This window comes from Vibrio tapetis subsp. tapetis, from assembly GCF_900233005.1.
Classification (GTDB): Bacteria; Pseudomonadota; Gammaproteobacteria; order Enterobacterales; family Vibrionaceae; genus Vibrio; species Vibrio tapetis.
The window spans coordinates 17,316-36,380 of record NZ_LT960613.1 but is presented as its reverse complement, the minus strand read 5'-3'; the positions used below and the strand labels follow the sequence as shown (position 1 = coordinate 36,380).

13 protein-coding genes and 1 pseudogene are annotated in these 19,065 nt (G+C 48.8%); 1 reads left to right on the top strand and 13 read right to left on the bottom strand.

Annotated elements, in window-relative coordinates; translation table 11 throughout:
* Positions 1-6 precede the first annotated feature (6 nt).
* From VTAP4600_RS25510 to VTAP4600_RS25500, 3 genes are all read right to left on the bottom strand, one after another.
* On the bottom strand, positions 7-1,329 hold the full coding sequence (locus VTAP4600_RS25510) for an IS4 family transposase (protein WP_012397019.1): 1,323 nt from the start codon (positions 1,327-1,329) through the stop codon (positions 7-9).
* A gap of 100 nt (positions 1,330-1,429) precedes the next feature.
* Entirely contained in the window at positions 1,430-7,207 is a 5,778-nt protein-coding gene (traI, locus tag VTAP4600_RS25505) for a conjugative transfer relaxase/helicase TraI (RefSeq protein WP_012397018.1), read from the bottom strand.
* A gap of 90 nt (positions 7,208-7,297) precedes the next feature.
* Positions 7,298-8,821 (bottom strand): hypothetical protein, encoded by a 1,524-nt coding sequence (locus VTAP4600_RS25500; protein ID WP_012397017.1) that lies wholly within the window; start codon positions 8,819-8,821, stop codon positions 7,298-7,300.
* Positions 8,822-8,865: 44 nt separating this feature from the next.
* Here VTAP4600_RS25500 and VTAP4600_RS26060 point away from each other — a divergent pair, with 44 nt between their 5' ends.
* Complete coding sequence (locus tag VTAP4600_RS26060; protein ID WP_172443237.1) at positions 8,866-9,009, top strand: hypothetical protein; 144 nt, start codon at positions 8,866-8,868, stop codon at positions 9,007-9,009.
* Here the strand turns inward: VTAP4600_RS26060 and VTAP4600_RS25495 are convergent, their stop codons facing one another.
* The 10 genes and pseudogenes from VTAP4600_RS25495 to traF all read right to left on the bottom strand — a co-directional run bounded on the left by VTAP4600_RS25495 (position 9,010) and on the right by traF (position 19,014).
* Positions 9,010-9,237 carry a hypothetical protein gene (locus VTAP4600_RS25495; RefSeq protein ID WP_102525549.1) on the bottom strand — a complete coding sequence of 76 codons (228 nt, stop codon included), beginning with the start codon at positions 9,235-9,237 and terminating at the stop codon, positions 9,010-9,012. It lies immediately after the preceding gene.
* Positions 9,238-9,465: 228 nt separating this feature from the next.
* On the bottom strand, positions 9,466-9,645 hold the full coding sequence (locus VTAP4600_RS25490) for a hypothetical protein (RefSeq protein WP_012397014.1): 180 nt from the start codon (positions 9,643-9,645) through the stop codon (positions 9,466-9,468).
* 67 nt (positions 9,646-9,712) lie between these two features.
* On the bottom strand, positions 9,713-11,818 hold the full coding sequence (gene traD, locus VTAP4600_RS25485) for a type IV conjugative transfer system coupling protein TraD (RefSeq protein WP_012397013.1): 2,106 nt from the start codon (positions 11,816-11,818) through the stop codon (positions 9,713-9,715).
* A 110-nt stretch (positions 11,819-11,928) separates the two neighbouring features.
* Entirely contained in the window at positions 11,929-12,321 is a 393-nt protein-coding gene (locus tag VTAP4600_RS25480; RefSeq protein ID WP_012397012.1) for a hypothetical protein, read from the bottom strand.
* A gap of 23 nt (positions 12,322-12,344) precedes the next feature.
* A complete protein-coding gene (locus VTAP4600_RS25475; RefSeq protein WP_012397011.1) occupies positions 12,345-12,932 on the bottom strand; it encodes a hypothetical protein in 588 nt (195 codons plus the stop codon).
* A 556-nt stretch (positions 12,933-13,488) separates the two neighbouring features.
* Entirely contained in the window at positions 13,489-13,716 is a 228-nt protein-coding gene (locus tag VTAP4600_RS25470) for a hypothetical protein (protein ID WP_012397010.1), read from the bottom strand.
* A 24-nt stretch (positions 13,717-13,740) separates the two neighbouring features.
* Positions 13,741-14,271, bottom strand: a complete 531-nt coding sequence (locus VTAP4600_RS25465; protein WP_012397009.1) for a hypothetical protein — start codon at positions 14,269-14,271, stop codon at positions 13,741-13,743.
* Between the two features lie 92 nt (positions 14,272-14,363).
* Positions 14,364-17,195 (bottom strand): conjugal transfer mating-pair stabilization protein TraG, encoded by a 2,832-nt coding sequence (traG, locus tag VTAP4600_RS25460; RefSeq protein WP_012397008.1) that lies wholly within the window; start codon positions 17,193-17,195, stop codon positions 14,364-14,366.
* Between the two features lie 2 nt (positions 17,196-17,197).
* Positions 17,198-18,604: pseudogene (locus VTAP4600_RS25455) on the bottom strand (conjugal transfer protein TraH).
* On the bottom strand, positions 18,601-19,014 hold the full coding sequence (gene traF / locus VTAP4600_RS25450) for a conjugal transfer protein TraF (RefSeq protein WP_012397006.1): 414 nt from the start codon (positions 19,012-19,014) through the stop codon (positions 18,601-18,603). Before traF ends, VTAP4600_RS25455 begins: the two are co-directional and overlap by 4 nt.
* Positions 19,015-19,065 lie beyond the last annotated feature (51 nt).

The window sequence follows — 19,065 nt, the reverse complement described above, 5'->3', positions numbered from 1 at the left end:
ACTCGCTTAAGAGCGAGTGGCATGTTTATTGGGGTATCGGGCTGGCTTTTTTAAAACCGCTCTGGGGTATGGTTTCCTTTTCCGTTTCTTGGGGAGAATAAGCCGCTTCCCATTGTCCCTGAGAGCTTTTAAGTTTTTTGGTATCGCTCCTGGACTTCGAGTGTCGCTCGCCCAAATCATCTCATCCATAATCAAAAATAAGGCATTAATGAAGCTGATCCGTAGAGGCTCAACTTCATGTTGTTTAGCCATCTCAGCCATTTCCAGCCTCACGATGTTATAGCTGGTTAATATTCCCCATAGCTCCTGATATATCCCGACTTTTTTCTTACTTCGTAATGTTGGTTTGTTTTGTAACTGATACTGCTTTAGTTCGCCGTAACTGCGTTCGATTTCCCAACGCTCCCAATACACTTTAACTAAGTCATCAAACAGATAGCGCTCAGGGCATAAGCACGAAGTAATGAAGCCTTTGATTTCACCTTTAGGGGTTGGAATTAGAATAAGGCGTGCTTGCCATCTCTTGCCAAGATAGGGAGTCTGCTTTTGAGCTTGTGGTGAAACAGGCATCTCAATGAGATGATCATAATCAGTATAACTCTCGATTATGTCATAGCGCATTTTGGTTTTGATTGGTGTTAACCAGTGGCTGTTACTGCTAGCACCCTGCCAGCTGGTAAATAACTCCGCAGAAGTGAACCCTCTATCAAAAAGTGTTAATGAGTCATCTGGTGCTGACCCCACAAGTTGTTGGGCATATGATATTTCACTGTTTGTTACTGGTCCAAAAGCAGCATCGGACACAAGGTGGCTACGTGTAGACATTAATGTTACTGCCAACACGCTTGGAAATGATGCACCTTTTTGAGCAAACCCAAAATGCTGATTTTCTTCGGTATTGTGAGTTTTGAAATACGTTCCATCGACACTAAGAAGCTTTAAGCCACAAACTTCGTCAAAGTCTGATTGTTGCTCCCACTGTTGGGCTGTAGTTTTAAATAAGTAACGCATAGGTTTATCGCCGAGGCGTTCTTTCCCCTTGATAATACTGCTTGTTGCCATAGGTGTGAGTTCACCATCTACATCAGGGAATGCTAACTCCAACTTGTCGCAGACATCTTGAATGGAGCGATTACGTTGGAGCCCAATCCCTAATACTAACCAAACAGCTTGCTCTGCGGGGAGGCGTCGCTTTCTGAGCGATACTCGTCCAGTTTGTTGAACAGCTTCTTCAACCCATTCCCAAGGAATGTGTTTATTAAACACATCGATTGGACGTTCGTGGCAAAACTCTGCGGTAACCTGTAACTCTTTTGAAAACTCAGACATAAAAAATCGGCCGTAACTTACGTTACGACCGATTATGAGGCCTCTGGAGGATCGTTCAAGTAGCTAAACGATCGGCATTAAGCCCTATGGCTACCCTTTATTATCTCTCTAACTCTCTGTCTATTTCTCTGTTTTCCCAATCGCTCTCTTTCTCTGGATGATTAAAATCCATCTCGTGTTGAGGTGACGGCGCTTTGGTTTCAAAGTGTTCAAGGGATTGACTGTCCCGTTCTTTTTTCTCATCCATGTTCAGTGTGTCTAATTCTCTTTCTTGATGAGTGGGATGGGGTTCGCTTAATTCGATATCATGCGCGCGGTTATCGCGGTCTAATTTATCTATGCAGGTTTTAATGTCCTCCTTTAAATGATCGTCTGACATGAATTGAACGTCTCGACCATTAAAATTCTCAACAATCTTCTCGATGTTGTTCGGGTTTACATCGTGGTTGCCTTGGTTTAAGACAATAATGACATTCTGTCTTAATTCATCCGTGGGTATATTTTGAATGTCGTTCTTGTGGTTGACGTTAATAATGTCCATTTGGCCTTGAGTGTGCTCGCGTATTAAAAACGAGTTTTCAATCGACGTGCTGATGAGGGTGGTGTTTACATGCTCCCCTTGATGGAAGGTCGTTAATTGTTTGGATTTTGTCCCCAGCGTCCTTGGGTTAATGTCTAAGGCATCGTCTTTATTTCCCTGATGGTCAAGGTAGGTCACTTCAACGGCTTTGGTTTCGCCTTGTTTGTTGTGAATATTGGTAACCATGGCCGGATGGAAGAGTTTGTCTTCGGACGAGTAGACTGCCGGGTGGAATTTAACTTGGTCATTGTGGGTGTGATTTACCCCTAGCTTGTTTAAGTAAGTTTGGGCCAGTGTGTTCTCTATCGGTTTACTTTGACTGATGTATTCTTTGGCTCTTTCTTCAAATTGCGCAATATGCTTTGGCGTGGTGTTGAGTAATTTGTCATGTTTGCTGTTTTCCTCCAGTTGATATTTATCTGGCTCATTTAACAGGTTATTGGCTTCCGTCATGGCCTCTTTATAGCCCATGTCTTTGTGGCTCATGATGAGGTTAATCAGCGAGCCTTTCTCGCCCGTGGTGTAGTCTTTAAAATAACCACGATGCTCGCCTGTTAAGGTCACTTTAATGGCGGATTTGCCAATGCCAAAGGTTAAATAGTCGCGGTCGGATTTGGACTGGTTGGGCTTGCCTAATAAGTGCATGGCTAGGCTTTCGGTGTATTTCGGGAGTTGTGTATTGATGTGCTCCTTAAAGGTGTTGTAGTCAAAGTCACCGCTTTTATTTTGGAAGCGAACGTCCTCATGGGGCAGGGCGTTGCGGTTAAAGTAAGTGGTGTCTTGGGGTGGGGTTTGGTTGGCGGTTTCTATCGCGCTAGCTTTATGGCTTTCTTTGGATAACCAGCTTTTGAGCAGGTGTGTGGTGTTATCGGTATAGAGCCTCACGTGCTGGCTGGCGCGGGTGACATCAATGCCGGCACGTCTTAGGTTGGTTAATGCGCCTTTGCTTTTGATGGCCGTAATGACGTGCGGGTACGTGGCCCCTTGCGCCATGTCCGCGGTTCGGCTGTAAGCGTAATCCCAATGACTGTCTGTTAACTCATTCGGGTTGATGGTGAGCGTTTGGCCACTTTTTGATTGCGCCATGATGCTATCCGGGCTTGCTTGGGTGATGCGGTACTCCACATTGGCTTTGATGTCGCGGCTTTTATCGGTAAAGCGAGTGACAATCTTATCGCCTGTTGAGAGTGGTTTTTCTGATACAGAGAAAAGCGTCGTGAAACGATGGTCACGGTTACGCGGTAAGAACGGCTTTGTCTTGCCTGTGCTGGCGTCTTCAAGCGTCACCACACCGTGCTCCGAATCCACGTGGGTAATGGTGGCGTACTCACCGGGCTTGGTGCTCAGCACTAAGCCTTTTTGATACGGCATCATGGTGGTGAGCTCTTCACCGGTGGCGCCGATGGAGCGCAATCTCGTGGCGACAATGTTCTCTTTGCCGATTTCCTCGTTTTTCATTAAGCCAACACGAACGTAGGCCGTGATGTCATCACGCTCTTGGTTGGTGTAGGCGATGATAAGCGTGTTTTCGCGGGTTTCAGGTGTGCGTTCTAGGTAATCCTTTGCTACCAGGTAGGGCAGCTTTTCAGTGGCTTCTAACTGCGCTTGGCGTCGGTCTTGATTGTTTTCATCCAGCGTGGAGATGACATGTTGGTGATTGCCTTGCGCGTCAGGCGATTGGCGTTGGAGTTTGTCCAAGGCGCTTTCGGGCTGCTTATCAATGGTGTTTTGCGCGGCATTGAGTAGGGGGTCGTTTTGCTGACGAATGATGTCGGTCATGTAAGCGGTATCGAGGCGACCTTGACGCATGGCCAGCTCAAAGGGTTTACCGGCGCTTAAAGATAACAACTGCTCTTTATCCCCTAACAACACGGCTTTGGATTGACTGGCATTGACCAGCGTGGTGAATTCATCGGCTTGTTTGTTACTGACCATGGAGCTTTCATCGAGAAAGAACAAAGTGCCTTGATAGTCGCTGGCTTGGCGGTTGCCTTGTCGGATGTCACTGAGTAGGCTCTCTAGGGTTTGCGCTTTCACGCCCTTGCTTTCCAGCTCAGAAACGGCGGCGTGGGTGGGCGCAAGGCCAATGACGTTTTGCTCGGGTTGTTGGCTGACTTGTTTCGCTAATTGGATAAGTTCAATGTTGGATTCAAGCATGGTGGATTTCCCTGTACCGGCTAAGCCTTGAATGGCGACAAAGCTGTCTTGGGTGGTTGAAATCAGGGTAAGGCTGCCTTGTTGTCCTTGAGTGAGGCGAGGCTGGGTCTCAAGAAAGGCTTGCACCTGCTTGGTTATCGCAAAAGGCGGATGTTGGCCCTTGCCATCAGTGATGTTTTGCAAGATGCGTTTTTCAGTCTCCAGCGCCGCGTGTGTTGTCCAGCGTGTGCCGTCACTGTACTCCGCGGAAAGGGTGTCACGGCGCTTGGCAAGCTCCGTGTCAATCTGGTCTTTGGTAATAGCGCCGCCGGCTTCTTCAAAGGCGTAACGTACCGCCTCCACCACTAACGCTTTTTGGCTAAACCCCGCTTCACGCTCAGATAAATGGTTTAAGGCAAAGCTGACCGCTTTTTCAATCAGTGGGGCGTTTTGCGCTTTTGCCAGGGTCGAAAGCGCCTGACTGACGTCTTGCGTTAACAAGGCTTGGGTGGCGCCGCTTAGGTAGCGGTCGTTGACGTTTTGCGTGTGCAAGACGCGCTCAATGGCTGACGGGGAGACCTGCTCTTTTTCTAGGGCGCTTTGGGCTTTGTTTGGCTTGTCGGTGAAGACATCCAGGCGCGCTGTTTTTTCGGTCAGGTCGTTTATCAGCGGTTTAGACAGAGTAAAGGTTTTTCCTGATAACAAGGTATGGGCTTTTTGCTCAATATGGTTGGCGCCGTGAACGTAATCGTATTGCAATGGTGCGTCTTTTAGACTCTCTAAACTTAGGCGCTGCGTTTTACCTTTGCTCTCAAGCATGAGGCTTTCTTTGTTAATGTGTGTGACAAGGTAACTTTGGTTGCCCTCTAAGCCAGAAGGAAAGTGCTTACCCAGCGTGCGAAGGCGTTCGCCTTGGGCGATGTTGAGACTTTGCGGTTTATTGATTTGCATCTTCATCTTCTTAAAGGCGCGACTGGACGGGTCAAAGCGGTGTGACTGTCCATCGCGTTTGCTGAGTGCGGTCATGGTGTTGCTCTCTTTGTCGATACTGGCAATGACAAAACTTTGGGGTTTGTTTTTCTCCCAATGGGTGAGGGTCATGCCGGGTTTGTAGTGTTGGACAAGTGGTTGCTGCGCTTTGGAGAGAGAGTGAGGGGTTTGAGTGAATAGGGTGGTTTCATGACGAGAGAGGGCGCCGGTGTTTTTTAACTGCCCTCGTATCGCTTCGGTTAACCGCCGCTGCTCGACGCCGGAGGTGGCAATCACTTGAGTGTTGGCTTTGTCCGGTAAGTCAGCGTAGACCCTTGCTATTCTATCGGTGTCGTTGTCATGCAGTTTGATGTCGGTGGGGGCGCTTTTCCCACCCACCCACGTATGACGCTCTACGTTGCCTTTGCGGTACAGTTCAATGGCGTTGTTGGCTTTAAAGCCTTGACGACTGGAGACGCGGTTCAGCATCACCACCTTGGTGTTGGATTGCTTGGCTTGGTTGGTGAGACTCATCAGCTCCTTAGCGCTCATCTTATTGGCGTCGTCGATGAGCAAGATGTCTTTGTTGGTGAACGGCGTTGCGCCCTGGAGCAAGCTTTGGGTAGTGTGGCGCTGCTCCGATGAAAAATGATGGGCTATCCAGGCGCCTAAGGTGTGGCTGTGGCGCTGAATATTTTCCACGCCTTCTGATTTGGCTTTGGCGGTTTGGGAGACGAACTGAACCCGTTTGCCGCTGTGGTTGCCGACATTAAGCAGTTGCTGCGCGATGCCTTGTGATGAGCCATGCACATTGACGACATGAAACTGCTTGGTGGACTGAAATAGGTCGGTGAGCTTTTGTTGCTGGTTGGCTGGAATATCAAGGCGATGTAAGAGCGAGGGGTCAACGTGGGTGCGCATGTGGTGCGCCCGTCCTTGGGTGCTTTTCATGAGTGAGTGCTCATTATCAATCAGGGTTTGGGTGGTGTATTGCCCTTTATCGGCTAAAGGAATAAGCGCGCCCTCTTTTATCTGTTGGTCTAGGATGGTTTTAAGCTCAATCGCATTGGCTTGAACGCCTCCTTTGGTAAAATCAGACGCGGCAAGTTCAATGATTTTTTCTAGGTGTAATGCGGTGCTGTATTGACCCAAATGGTCAATGGCTCTATGAATGGCAGCTTTCGTATCATCTGGCGTAATCCCATCTTGTGATGTCTTGGCTTGCTGCGCCATTCCCACTAACTCAGACGGCTCATAGCCTTGCGAGCGTACTTTAGTTTGCCATTGATTATTGAGGCTTTCATGACTCTGGTAGGTTTTGCTTTTACGTGTATCGAGGTTGGCGACGTCTTTTGCCGCGCGTGAATCAAAGCCTAAGTCTAGGGTGCGTTGGTCAATTTGCTGTTTGCGAGTCGATGAGGCTTCAATAATGGGTTGAGGGACACCGCTGACTTCGAACTGACCGTTACCGACGCCTCGCGTGGAATAACCAAGGGCTTGTACGTCTTTAGCAAGCTGGCTTTGGTATAAGATACCGTAGTATTTTTGGAAGTTGTAAATGCGTTCGCCTGTGCCGTTAATGACACCGCCTTTTTGTTTTAGGCTGGTTGATAAAGCCCGTAAATCACCTTCTTGGTCTCGCGTCATGTTTGCCGCTAGAGCGTGAGAGTGGACTTGTGGGTCATTTTCACGGCTGGTCTTATGGCGCACGACCGCAAATAGCATCGAATCCGTATTTTCGTATTCTTGGATCCCTTTTTCATGAGTGACTTTGACTTGTGCCACGTCTTTTTCAAGCTCTGTTAAAGCAAATTTGACGGCGTTGTTATGCGCTTCAATGAGACGGGCATCTCCTCCAACAAGCGCAAGAACGCTGATGGTTTTAGGAGCCGAAAAGGTCAGATCGAAGCCTGATTTGTGATTTTCCCGTTTCCCTTTAATGGTTTCATCGCCTAGGTTGCCTGAGAGTACCGATTCTAAGGTCGGTTGGTCTACGGCTTTGCCTGCCAGTCCCGCTTCGATGGCGAGCTTGCCATGCCAAAAGGTGTTCTCCTCTTGGTCTTTTTCTTTGAGGTAGTAATTGTCACCGGCGTCTTTTTCTAACGAGAGATCCGGTGAGTCTTTTGGGTTTTCTTCGCTAAGGTAATATTTGGCGGCGCCAGAGGCGGATTTTAATGGGCTAATAGAAAGCATGAGTATTTTCCTTGTGCAACGCAAATCGTCGCTAGCAGCAAAACTGAGCGGTGAGTAGGTTAAGGGGAAGTGGAATTAAAAGAGGTGTGGTTACAAAATGATCCCAACACAGGCAAATGAATTGCTGGCGGTCAACGTTCGTTCTTCGTGAATGGTGACGCCATGTTCATCAATCTGAATGGATGTAATGCCGGCTTTAAATCGATCTAATTCTACAATGTCGTCTTCGGTTAAGTGCTTGCCATGCGTCAAGCAATCTAGACTGTTAAAGCTGTATTCATCGGTTGCCATTGCTGGTATCGAAGCATCGGAATGTTTCATGCACTCGTTGCCGTACAGCCAATCTTGAGCGCACTCCATATTGGTTTCTAATTGATAAGTCATGTGGTGTGTGACGCTTGCAAAAGAATGGGACGGGCTTGTCCATTTATAGATCACGTTAAAAGAGTCAATATGGCTAGGGATTGTGGCGTACCAACCTCGACTTTTAGTGCGATCGCCTAAGTACACCGACACATAACGTTTGTTTGGCCAGAAGCGTTTTGTTTTTAACTTGCCGTTTGGCTTTGCCCAGTCTGGCCCGATAAATTCAAAATGAATGTCACTGATCTTGTTGCTGGTCAGCGCTGGTGTCAGCAGTATTCTCGGCGTAAATTGCAGATATCGTTCTTTTGGATAAAGAGGTAAGTCAATGTCGAGTTGGTGTTTAATGGCGGATTGGATCTCAGAATGCGCTTGGGTGTAGCATTCTGACCACTCAACACTTTTTGCGGCGGCCATCGCGGTGATCCCACTGGCATATAAAGAGATGTAGCGTGTCCAATCGTGCTTGATGTATCGGTATGGGATTGTTTTGACATGAGCTGCGAACTCCTTAAACCAGGCTTTCCATTTTGCGTCATATTCGTTGGTCATTTGATGGTTTACATAGTTAAGTCCTTTTTGTGTAAAAGACACGGACGTTTGCTTGCCGTTAATCTCTAGATACCCCCCAGACATGAGTGAGGTTAAAATATCGCTGACTAACACGCCTGAGTGTGGATAAACATCCAAGGCGCGCTCTTTCGCTTGTGACTGACTCAATCCGGCTCGCCTTTTTTTCATGTGTTCTAAATAGTGATGTTCGATACGATGAACGGAATGATGTTGGGTCATAGGCCAGAGCCAATTTAAAAGGTCGGACGCATACAGGGTGTTGGGTCCTAACTCGATGACATAAGAAGTGGGTGGCGTGGGTAATGGAGGGCGATCCTCTTCATTGCCATCCATCGAACTTAACTCTTCGCCAGTTAAGTTTCTCAAAATGACACTGGACAGCCCTTCAATGTTGTCGATGTGCTCACCTACCCCGACTCTCACGCTTTGTATGAAAGGGATAATGGATGCGGGGTCAAACACAATGCTATTGGTCGATATGGGGGGCATTTGGGTTTGTGCTGTTAAGTCGTCCCAATCGAGATACCCTATCGCTTGAGCGCAAATCGACAACCATGCGATTTTTCCAATGAAGGGGTTAGGCAGAATTTCCGTGCTGATGAGTTGGTGGCGGATGGTGAGTAATTGTGTTTGAAGTACGGGGAGGTGCTCTGGTTTGATGGTGGTGTTATGGCTCATCTTTTTATCCTTTTTCCGTGAGTAGGGTGCGAGTGTGTCTTTGAATGACAGGGTTGTATTTTGTTCAACGCAAATCGCCGCTAGCCGCAAAGCTGAGCGGTGAGTCGGTCGGTAAATATGTGAAATGGCGCGTTTTGGCTGCGTGGCGTAAAAAAGCCTTGCGATGGCAAGGCTTGGTGTTGGAGTGATTAATCGGCGGGCGTGCAAGGGGTCAAGGTATACCCTCTGTGGTTGGTTCGTCGAATGAGCTTTAATGCGGCTTCATGCGTCAATGTCAGGTGTCGCCAGTCATTGCCATCGAGCATATCAAGCACGAATAACGCTTTTGCTTGGCTCTCTTTTTGAGATGATGCCGGACGGGGCTGATGTTGTCTTTGGATTTTTTGTTGGTGTTTGTGGTGTTTTCTTGGCTTCATGTGGCCTCCCATGCAAAACAGGAATGAAAAAAGACAAGGGATAGGATACGCGATGTGGAGTAGAAAAAAACGACGCCAAGTGGCGTCGTTAAATGAAACAAAGTTAGGGCGTTATGTTCAGCCACCCCAAAATTACACTGGAAGCAATGTGAGCAATGTGAGCAATGTGAGCAATGTTGCGTCAAATTGTTTGCAAATAGTAATTATTGTCATTTAGGGTGTCAATGCTTATTCTAGTGTGTCCCATAATTGGTGAAAAGCTTGCTCGTCCAGTAAATCCTCAATGCGCCGCCGCACTTTGTGTTCACTTTTTTTTCCTTCTGATAAGGGTTTGATGGGAGACTCACTGTGGTCTGATTTGGATTTAATGGTGATGCGTTGATGATCTTGTAAGGGCTGTTTTACCATGTGAACTTCCTTGTATTGATCTCAGTTAAAAAAGAGGACTTGTTATTAAGTACGACGTCATCATGGTTCACTCAATCATTTCTCCTGTTTCCATCTCGATATCTTGAGATATCGCAGACTCTTCAAGCTCTTGCTGCGCGCGCTCTTGATAGTCACTCTCGACGTTGAGCTTAGCGGCTTCTTCGCTTGCGAGGTGTTTGACTGCGTCACTTTGAGTGGCCGCTTTGATTTGGTCGGTCTCAAGCGTCATCTCTTCGGGGGTATCAAACTGCTCCGATTGCCTTTTCGCCAGTACATCCCGGTCTTCTTCACTAAGAAACAGTCCAGGCGCCACACATTCACAATACACCGCTTCTTGATACGCTCGTATCATGGCAGGTGAGAGCGTATAATCCCGCTTGATGAACGCGGGCGTCACATCGCGTCTCTTATCAAAGTGTAAATCCAGTTGAGTGATGAAACTGCTACCGGGGACGCGTAAGTAACATTGTAAATCGTCCATGGCTTGTATTTCACTGCTCGACACCACCGGGCGAGTCACGGTCTGATGGCCAATGGAGACCCCGTCACGCAAGGCGTTTGCACCATAAGAGATGTTTTCTCTCGATACGTCCACTTCTTGCTCCCCTAAATCTTTGGATGAAATCTGCGCCATTTGTGCCGACGGCGCGCGAAAATAGAAGCGGGTGTTGAGCAAATCAAAAATCACATCCGCGGTGTTTTTGCCGTAAGTCTTAACCAATTGAGCGTAAGACTGGAGGCCAATCACATAGCACCCCCCAAATTTACGCACCTCTGAGATGATGTTATCCAGCTCTGGCAGTTTATGTAAACTGGGCATCTCATCCATGATGACCCAAATACGCCGGTTGTCATCGGCCTTCAAGCCCAAAATAGCATTAGAAGCGATAGCAAGCCATGTCGAGATGAGCGGGCGCAATGAGGCGTGTTGCTGCGCATTACTGGATAAGAACAAAAAGCCTTTTTGTTTGTCATCTTGTACCCAGTCGGTAATAGAAAACGGTTTGCGTTTGTGTTTGCCTTTGGCGTCTTTGTCATCCAATCCATCTAAAAAACGCAGACTTTTTATGTAGGTGGCCAGCACCGACTTGATGGAGATGGCGGTCTTTTTGATGTCCTTGGAGACCAGTGAGGCCGATTCGGTTCCTTGTAAGAAATTGCCCAGCGTTTCAAGCTCAGAGGTTAAAATGAGGCTGAGTAATCGGGCAGTTGAGCACGGTTTGTCGTCTTGGCTCATTTGATACGCGGCGCTGGAGAAGATGGTGCGCGCGGAATCCACCCAGAACGGGTCGCCTTCGCCGTGTTGGGGAATGAGCGCGTTGGCGATGTTCTCAAAATCAGGGGCATCCTTCGCGTCACACCACACATCCCAGTTGGCACAACGTTCATCAAACGGGTTAAGCAGTGTGTCTTGGCTTGGGTCAAAGAACTTACTGGTGAAGGTGCAGCCTTTATCGTAAACAATGGCCTTATCCCCACGCTTGCGTATCCAGGTTAAAAGCTTTCTCAGCAACACGGATTTACCGGCCCCCGTAGTACCATCGGCGAGTAGGTGCTGCACCTCAAATTCGTGTTTAAACAACGCAAGCCCATCGATCTTAAAATCCGAGATACGCCCGTTACCGACGCCTTGCTTTTTCAGCTTTTTGGCCCGCGATTTTAAATCTTGGGTCAGTCGTTTAGGCTCCGCGTATTGATAGCCCCGAACATGAAAGTCTTCACTTTGCTTTTCCCCTTGTCGTCTGAAAAAGCGCATGGCCAGCATCCAGAGCACAACAATCAGTCCGATGGTGAGCAAGAAGTTGATTTGTATTTGCTGGATAACCTCATCATACAGGTTAATGAGTTGGGTGTTGTTCAATTGAGAGGCAAGCGTGCCGACGTAGCGCTTCCCACTCCATAGGGTGGTGACTTCGCTGTTGAGGTCGTGGCCTAAACTGGCATAAAGCCGATTACGCCAGTAATAGAAGATGGACCAAAAGGCGTTATCCGGCGCTCTGAACCAGGTCATCAAGCCGGTTAAGGCAATCACTGACCAAATGGCGGCGGTGACTAAGGTGTTGTTGACTTGAAAGAACATCCGAATGGAGTGAAAGGTGATTTGTCCGCCACGGGTAAAGTGATTCCCTTTGGCGCGCGTGGGTCTAGGCATAATGGTTTCCTATAACGAGTGAGCGTGAACGTGTTTTTCTGATGTGTGCAGTAAGAGGGAGTGCGAAGTGTGTTTGTTGGTGGTGTTTTTGTCCTTTTAGTGTTGAGCAATCAGAAGAATGGATAAGAGTGATGTTTACTTGTCATTGCATCGAAGGCTAACAAGCCGACAAAGCAATAGACGATGGAGAAATCAATAATCATCAGGCTTTTGATATACGAGAGCGTTCTTTCTTGGCTAGGGCTTTCAGTATTTTGAAGTGATAGGGTTAAAAAAGAAAAAGTAACAAATGAAAGGATCGGGTGTGTGAAGATAATGCTAATGTTCGACCCAATAGGTAAGCTGTAGAAAAGACAAATTATGGATGTCAGTATTAATGCTATTTTTATGCTTTGAGCGGCTTTACGTGTCTGTTTCAGTGAACCCCAAGCTAAGGTAATGATTTTCAAAACCAACGTGAGTTGAAGTGTCAAACACACTAAGGTGAGTAGCGGTATGGTCATGATAATAAGCTCTTTAAACTTGATTACAGGAGTGATTTGTTTTTTGCGCCCTCAAACACCGCTTGATAACGCATTTCAATATCTTCAAGTGATTGATAAGTAGAAGGCCCATTTCTTGAACCCCATCGAGTTCTTGGTAGTGCTATCCATATCGTGTCATCATCGATGCCGAATTTTCGGTAGTGCTCAATTAATGCCACGTCGATGCACGCTCCTTTTTCGTGACACTGACTGCACCATGAGGTATCGGCAACCAGGTAGCCATCGTGTTTAAATAACCCAGGCGCGCAGTTATCACACACCTGACAAGGAAAGGCTTGTTGCTCAGGGTGGTTCATGGCCGTGAAAAAGGCCGCAGGACCGAGGTGAAAGCGAGTCAATGGCGATAAGTGCGCTTTTAATAGGCGCTTGGCTTGGTTTTGAGAAAGGTTGAGAGGTTGGATGAGCGTGGTTAACGGATGCGTTTTACTTTTGTCTGCAGGTAAAACCAAATGAACGTGTTGTTTTTGACATTGCATTAAAAACGCATTGAGGTTGTCACCGGTGGCTTTATCGACATTGGGTTCGTCGCTTTTGGCCATGGATAACCATGTAAGGATTTTATTCATCATGGAGAGACACCTTATTGGGGCGGTTGAAAAACAATCAGGGAGTGTGGTAGTTTAGTTAGGCTCAGGCGATAAAAGAGTCAGCAGCCTTAGACATGCCTTGCTAACTCATGGTTTTATCGTTTGGGGGTTTTATCGCATAGGTAAACGAAATGCCCTCCTTGATGAGTGCATTTTTATGCGTGAAATCAACGGATTTTTGCGATATGCTTTTTAGGCTGCTTGGTGTCACGAGACACGGAGGTTGTCCTTAAGGATAAGGCGTGGAAGGCGATAGGAGCTGATATACCTTTTTCGCCTTCATCAAGCAGCACACCATCGCCAAAGGGTGTGAGTGATTGACCTCTACGTCATCGTTTTTTTATTGGCAAATGGCGAGATTTTGAGTAAGGTGTTGACTCGTTTGTTTCGGGCAAGCGAAATAAGTCAACATTAATGCTCTATGTGACTTTTGTGTAACCTTATGATTGAAAACCAAAGCCCCACTTCATGCGTGGGGCTTTTTTTGCAAGAAAGACGCCGATGAGGTTAAGGGGCGTGCTCCCTTGATGTTGTGTGGTCAGTGCAAGCCATGAGTCCCTATGCCGAATGTCATCTCCAGTTCAATCAACACCACGGTTTCAAGCGGTAAACCCGTTATGGCCACCACTGAATCCATCGGCATCCATTCATCCAGCATCCACTTTGCTACGTCGGTTTGAGACTGTGTCGTGCGGACAAATCGAGACTCAACTAACGCCACACTGCTTGTATCGAGCTTGAGTTTTTCTTGCCAATTCGTATCCATGTTGTGCTCTTTGCTTTCTTGAGGTTAGTATTTCCAGCCCATAAAATGCAATGATTTTGGAATGGGCGAGTAACAAGGGTATTCAGTTTGTAATCCGTATTCAAAAATGCCCGCTGTTGACATTGAAAATGCCGTCGCATAGTTATATCGAGTAAATCGTTCAGGATCATTCTTGGCCGTTTTCTCTAGAACCGTCCAAATCATTTCTTTCACAAACTCAGGGTTGCGTTTGGGGTGCATGGCCATGGTGTCACGCATGCAAAACCAGTGGTTGCCCCCTAAGTCGTTTTGACGATTGACGCTGCCCAGATACGCCGCTTGAAGCCCGTCTAAATACGCGTTCAGCCTCATGCTCTCAACGGTGTCCGTCTCATCAATGTGCATCAAGAAGTAAGGGAGTTTGCCTACGTCGGCCATGTCTCGCTGTGCCCCCGCAAGCGTGGGGTTTTCATATTGATGATGAAGCTCTTCAAGTAACTGATCTAACTCCGGGGAGTGCGTTTGAGCTTGCGCACTCGCACAAGTAAGCAGCAGTAACGCAAGAAAATGTTTCATGGCGATGTCCTTTAATTGTGAGACTCAATACCTGATCATAATACCAGTACTTAAGCGGTGCATAAAGCTATTTTTATGCACCTCGATCACTATTATTGTGTTGGGTTTTTGGTGTAAGCCGGCGCCGCCGGATACGCTTGGTCTGAGCTGACGTACTCTGTCCTTTCGGGGTTAAGCTCTGCCTCGACTTGGGGTTTGATGCGGATATCAATCATCGACTCAGGCGGCGCGATGTCTTGTTGCGCCCGCGCTTGCTGGTTATAAACGCTCTCTTTTGTGCCCTCAAAATACTCATCGTTGTACAAGGCGCCGGTTTGTTTGGCGCTAAGCACCGCCTCAGTGGTGGCCTCAAATGCCGATTGCACGCGTTCCCCCTCTTTATCCATTAACCCGCGTTGGCCACGGCTTAATGCAGGTTTCTCTCCTTCTTGGGTTGCCCCCGCTTGGTAGTCACTCTCCATGCGTTTGATTTTGGCGCTGTTATCGCCCTCAAAGCCCGCGATTGAGGCAAAGGCTTCGGTGCGGGTGTAGTTTTGCCATTTTTCTTTCGCCTCGGCGATGTCTTCCGGCTGGAAGGCGGTCATGAGGCGTTTGACGTCTTCTTGGTTTGGTGCAGTGGCCTCTAAGTAATTCTGGAATCCTTGGATGGAGTTGGCGGAGAAGCTGGACGAGCCAGAATCTAAGCGCGTTTGGGTTTCTGATAAGGCCTCCAATTGCGATTGACTGTTCATGGCGCTGGTTGTTAAGGATTGGGTGTTTTGCATGTTTAAGGCAAAGTCGTGCGCGTATTGCTCCACATCGCTGCGCGTGTCTTTATGGTCGATTTGCGAGGCGGCGTTAGCAACCGTGGTGGCGCCTTCACTGTATTGCTGCGTGGCTTGCTCAAGTTGCTGTTGCTGCTCTGCGCTCATGTTTGAGTAGGCGGTCCGCTCTTCGTCTGAGAATTTCACCCCGCCACTGACGCCGAAACTGAACGGGGAAGGGCCGCCAGCGCCGCTTTTTCCGCCCAGGCCAAAGCCCGCATCCGCGCCGCCGTGAACGCTTTGTAAGTACGACTGCGATTGGTCTTTGCTCCAGCCGGTGTTTTGGCTGACGTTATCAATGGCCGATTGCATGTTGTTTACGCCCTCGCTCACTTGTGAGTTCACGCCGGTCGAGCCGCCCTCACCGTAAGAGAGGTTTTTGCTGACGCTGTCATTCCAGCGCTCATTGAGCGCCATGCCCGCATTCAGAGTTTGGCCGAGCTGCGTGGTAGTTTGGTCTAGCGATTGTTGCGTACTGCTGCGCGCGTTTTGCACCGTTTCTTGCACCATGGCTTGGGTGTTGGCGCTGATGTTGCCCCGGCTGGTTGTTTGGCTGCTGTCATAGGTCATGCGGCCATCGGCGTGTTGGGTACTCACGGAGCCATCGCCTTTTTGCGTGTAGGTGTGCCCGGTGTTGGTTAAGGTGTTGTCATCAAATTTGTTGGCGTTGGTGTTGTTCATGCTGTGGTTGTCCATCTGCATGTTACCAAAATCCAAATTGCCACTGGCCGCCGCGGCGCTTGCGCGGGCGTTGGTTGAGTTGATCATGCCCGCCAGTTGGTAGTTCATGCTGGACATGACCGCTTGACCTCCTTTGAGAAGGCCGCCCGCAATGGCCGGGACGCTTATCATGAGAATGCCCGTCATCCAAGCAAAGCGGCTGTGAAGCTCATCCATGGCGTTCGCGTTGGAGAGCACCAGCCCCCCAAAGCGCCCAGACACATCGGTGGACAAGGATTCCAATCCCCACAATTGCAGCGCATTAATGATGGCAAACAAGGTCGGCCACGTGGATAAGTACGCGAAGGTGGATACGTAATTCTTTAAGACCAGCGCGGTCAGTCCGGGGATGACCGCCGCGCCCGCAATAAAGAAACCCAAGCAGGCAAACAGCATGAAAATCAAGGTGTGCAGCATAGGCAAGTACTCGCGGGCCATGAGGCCAAGCGAGGCCCACATGGACGTGGTTTGCAGTTTGTTTTGGGTGTAGGCGTAGTTGAGCGCGCTTTGAGTGGGATCAAGGCGGTCAAGGTTGTAGCGAATTTCGTTCATCACCATGTTTTGTTTGATGTTGTTGGACGCTGAGGCGGAGATGTTGACGTATTTATCGTAGCTGCGTTTAAGCGACAGCGCGATTTGAGGTTTGTATTTGGCGGCATTTTTCCCTAATAGGTGGTGCGCCAGCGCCGTGAGGTTGTCACCGGCGGCGTCGGTGAAGCGTTTTTTGACGATGGGGTAGACTTGCGCGCAGGTTTTAAAGCTCATCTTACCCGCGCCTTCGTCTAAAAAGACCGCCCGTAGGGGGCTTTGCCTCACGGTGTCTAACATCGCAAAAATGTCGGGACTGGAAAAGAGGGTATCCCAACTGTACTTGTTGTTGATTTGCACATCGCCAATCATGCAGTTATCAAAGTAGTCGTTCCAGATTTTCTTTAACGCCACTTCTTGTACGCTCGATTGTCTGGAAAGCTGATACAGCTCAGAGCCAAACATCATGCCCGTGCGGCCATAACGCTCATCATCGGAGGTGGTGAAAATCGCCTCGACCCCTTCCGCCATGCCCACCATGACGGTAGAAAAGAAATAGGTGGGCAGCGCAACCAGATAAGGCACGTTATCCACGGTGAAAAACTTACCCGGCTCGGTTTTGTCTATCACCAGGACCCGCGCTTTCATGTTGATGAGCAATAACGGCACCAGAAAAAACACCGCGCCCCATTTAATCAAATCTTTGGGGTTACGGCTGAGCATGAACATGAACAAGCTACTGATGAGCCCCAGCCCCAAGCAGATTTGTAAGAAGCTGCCAAAAGTGGCGGTGGTAAAAAACGTGGCTAAGGCGTTCAGCGCCTTGGCCACGACCTCAGAGCCGGTGTAGGTGTAATATTCCAAGGTTCTCATGGCTATTGTCCATAGGTTGATGTGGGTGGGGTCTGCTTTTGAATTGCTTTTCGCGTTTCTTTCGGCGTCTCTTTTTCTTAGGCAATGAGCGCGTTCTTGTTCAGTAAGGCGTGAATGGCTTTGTCCGCCAGCCCATCGGTGAAGCGCTTGGCGTTGTCGATGTCTTGGGTGATGCGTTCGATGTCTTTTAAGTCATTGTTGGTGTTTTGAAGCGATTGCCGGGCAATGGCGAGCATGTTGGTTAAGTATTGGTTTAACAGCTCGACCGACATCATGCGCGCGTAGTGACCTAAATCCGGGGTTTGTTGGGTGGCGGTCGCATCAATGAAAAATTTCAGCACCGGGGTTTGGGTGAACTCCAAAAAGCCTTTTTGCTGGCTCGTCAAGGCTTGGTCGGTGTTAATGGTGCGCAGCAGCCCTTCTAATATCGCGCGAATGCGACGTTCAATGCCGTTGTTTTTACTGATGGTGAGGGCGGTTGTCTTGGTCAGAGTGACGCAAGCGTCTTTGCCCGTGTTCTTGCATTGGTAAATGTCGCCTTTTCCGCCCTCTAGCAGCGTTTGAATGAGGTTGTTGTCCGTGAGCAAGCTTGGGTAGTAGTGGGGCTTGCCGTTTTTGTCGTACACGTAAGTGCCCGACAGGCTCATCATGAATTCGGCCAGTTTTGTGTCTGCGGCTAAGAAGGGGTTGGTCATGATGGCGGACCAAATCACGTTGTGATTGGTTTTGGTCATGTCTTTTAAGCTGGCATCGCCTTTGGCGCTCGCCAGTTGCCCCGCCGCTTGTCCTCCGGCGCCGCATTGGTGCTGCGCTTCCACCCAGTCTGAAAAGGCGTTGTTTTGCGTGCCTAAGGTGGCGCAGACGTGTTTTTTTGTGGCGGGCGCGGCAAACGCCGCCAGTCCCCCAATGGCCGCTTGCGCGGCTTGGCAGGAGTTCACCGATTGGTTGAGGTATTTGTCGAGGGTCGCTTGCAACTGGTCAAGGTTTTGCTTGAGCTGCGGCGCCCAGGTTTGCAGGGCCAAATTCACGACAAAAGGCGGGGCGTTGTGAATGATGGCTTTGCCCAGCTTCACCAATTGGTCGGATTTGATGTGAGAAAACCCGCCCATGAACATGTCAATGCCTGAGCAACCGGCACTGATGGCGGGCACGGTGACGCTGACCAATTGCGCATCGACAATCTTCGTGCGCACGAAAAGACTGCCCCCACTGTAGTAGTTTGCCGCTTGGCCTTGATACGCGGTGGGGTTGCTGACGTTGGCTTGATAACTGGTGTCATCAAAAAAGCGCGCCAACGCGTTATTGGTGTCGGCCCAAGTAACGGGGGCAGCTAAGCTTAAGAATAATAAAGAAAAGAGGCGCTTATGCACATAAAATGTGCATAAGCGGTGAGTAAATGAGCGCATCATTGTAGGGCCTTTTGAATGGTGGGATCGCTGAGCACTTGCTGTATGCTTTGATTGAGCTGACGTTGAGCGACATCGCCAATGCTGAGTTTGGCGAACTTACGACTGTTGACGTTGAGTAAGAACGTCGCGGGCATTACCGGCTTGGTGGTTTGCGGGAAAAAGGTGGTGGCGATGTCATGCGTGACGGGAATGGGTACCTCAAAGCCTGGAATGCCTTGGCCGTTCACGGAAAAAGCGTAGATTGGCAGCGCAAAGTCGAGGCTGGCTTGTTGAACTTTGGGGGCTAGTTGATGGCAGTAGGCGCAGGTGCTGTCAAAAAAGAACACCAGGGCGTATGGGTTTTGCATGGCGGCGTGCACGCTATTGACGCTCAGCAGGAGCGCCAGCAAGACAGGGCGAATAACATTCATGAATACTCCAAGATGAAAATAAACAAAAGGGATTTAAAATGGACAGTGTTT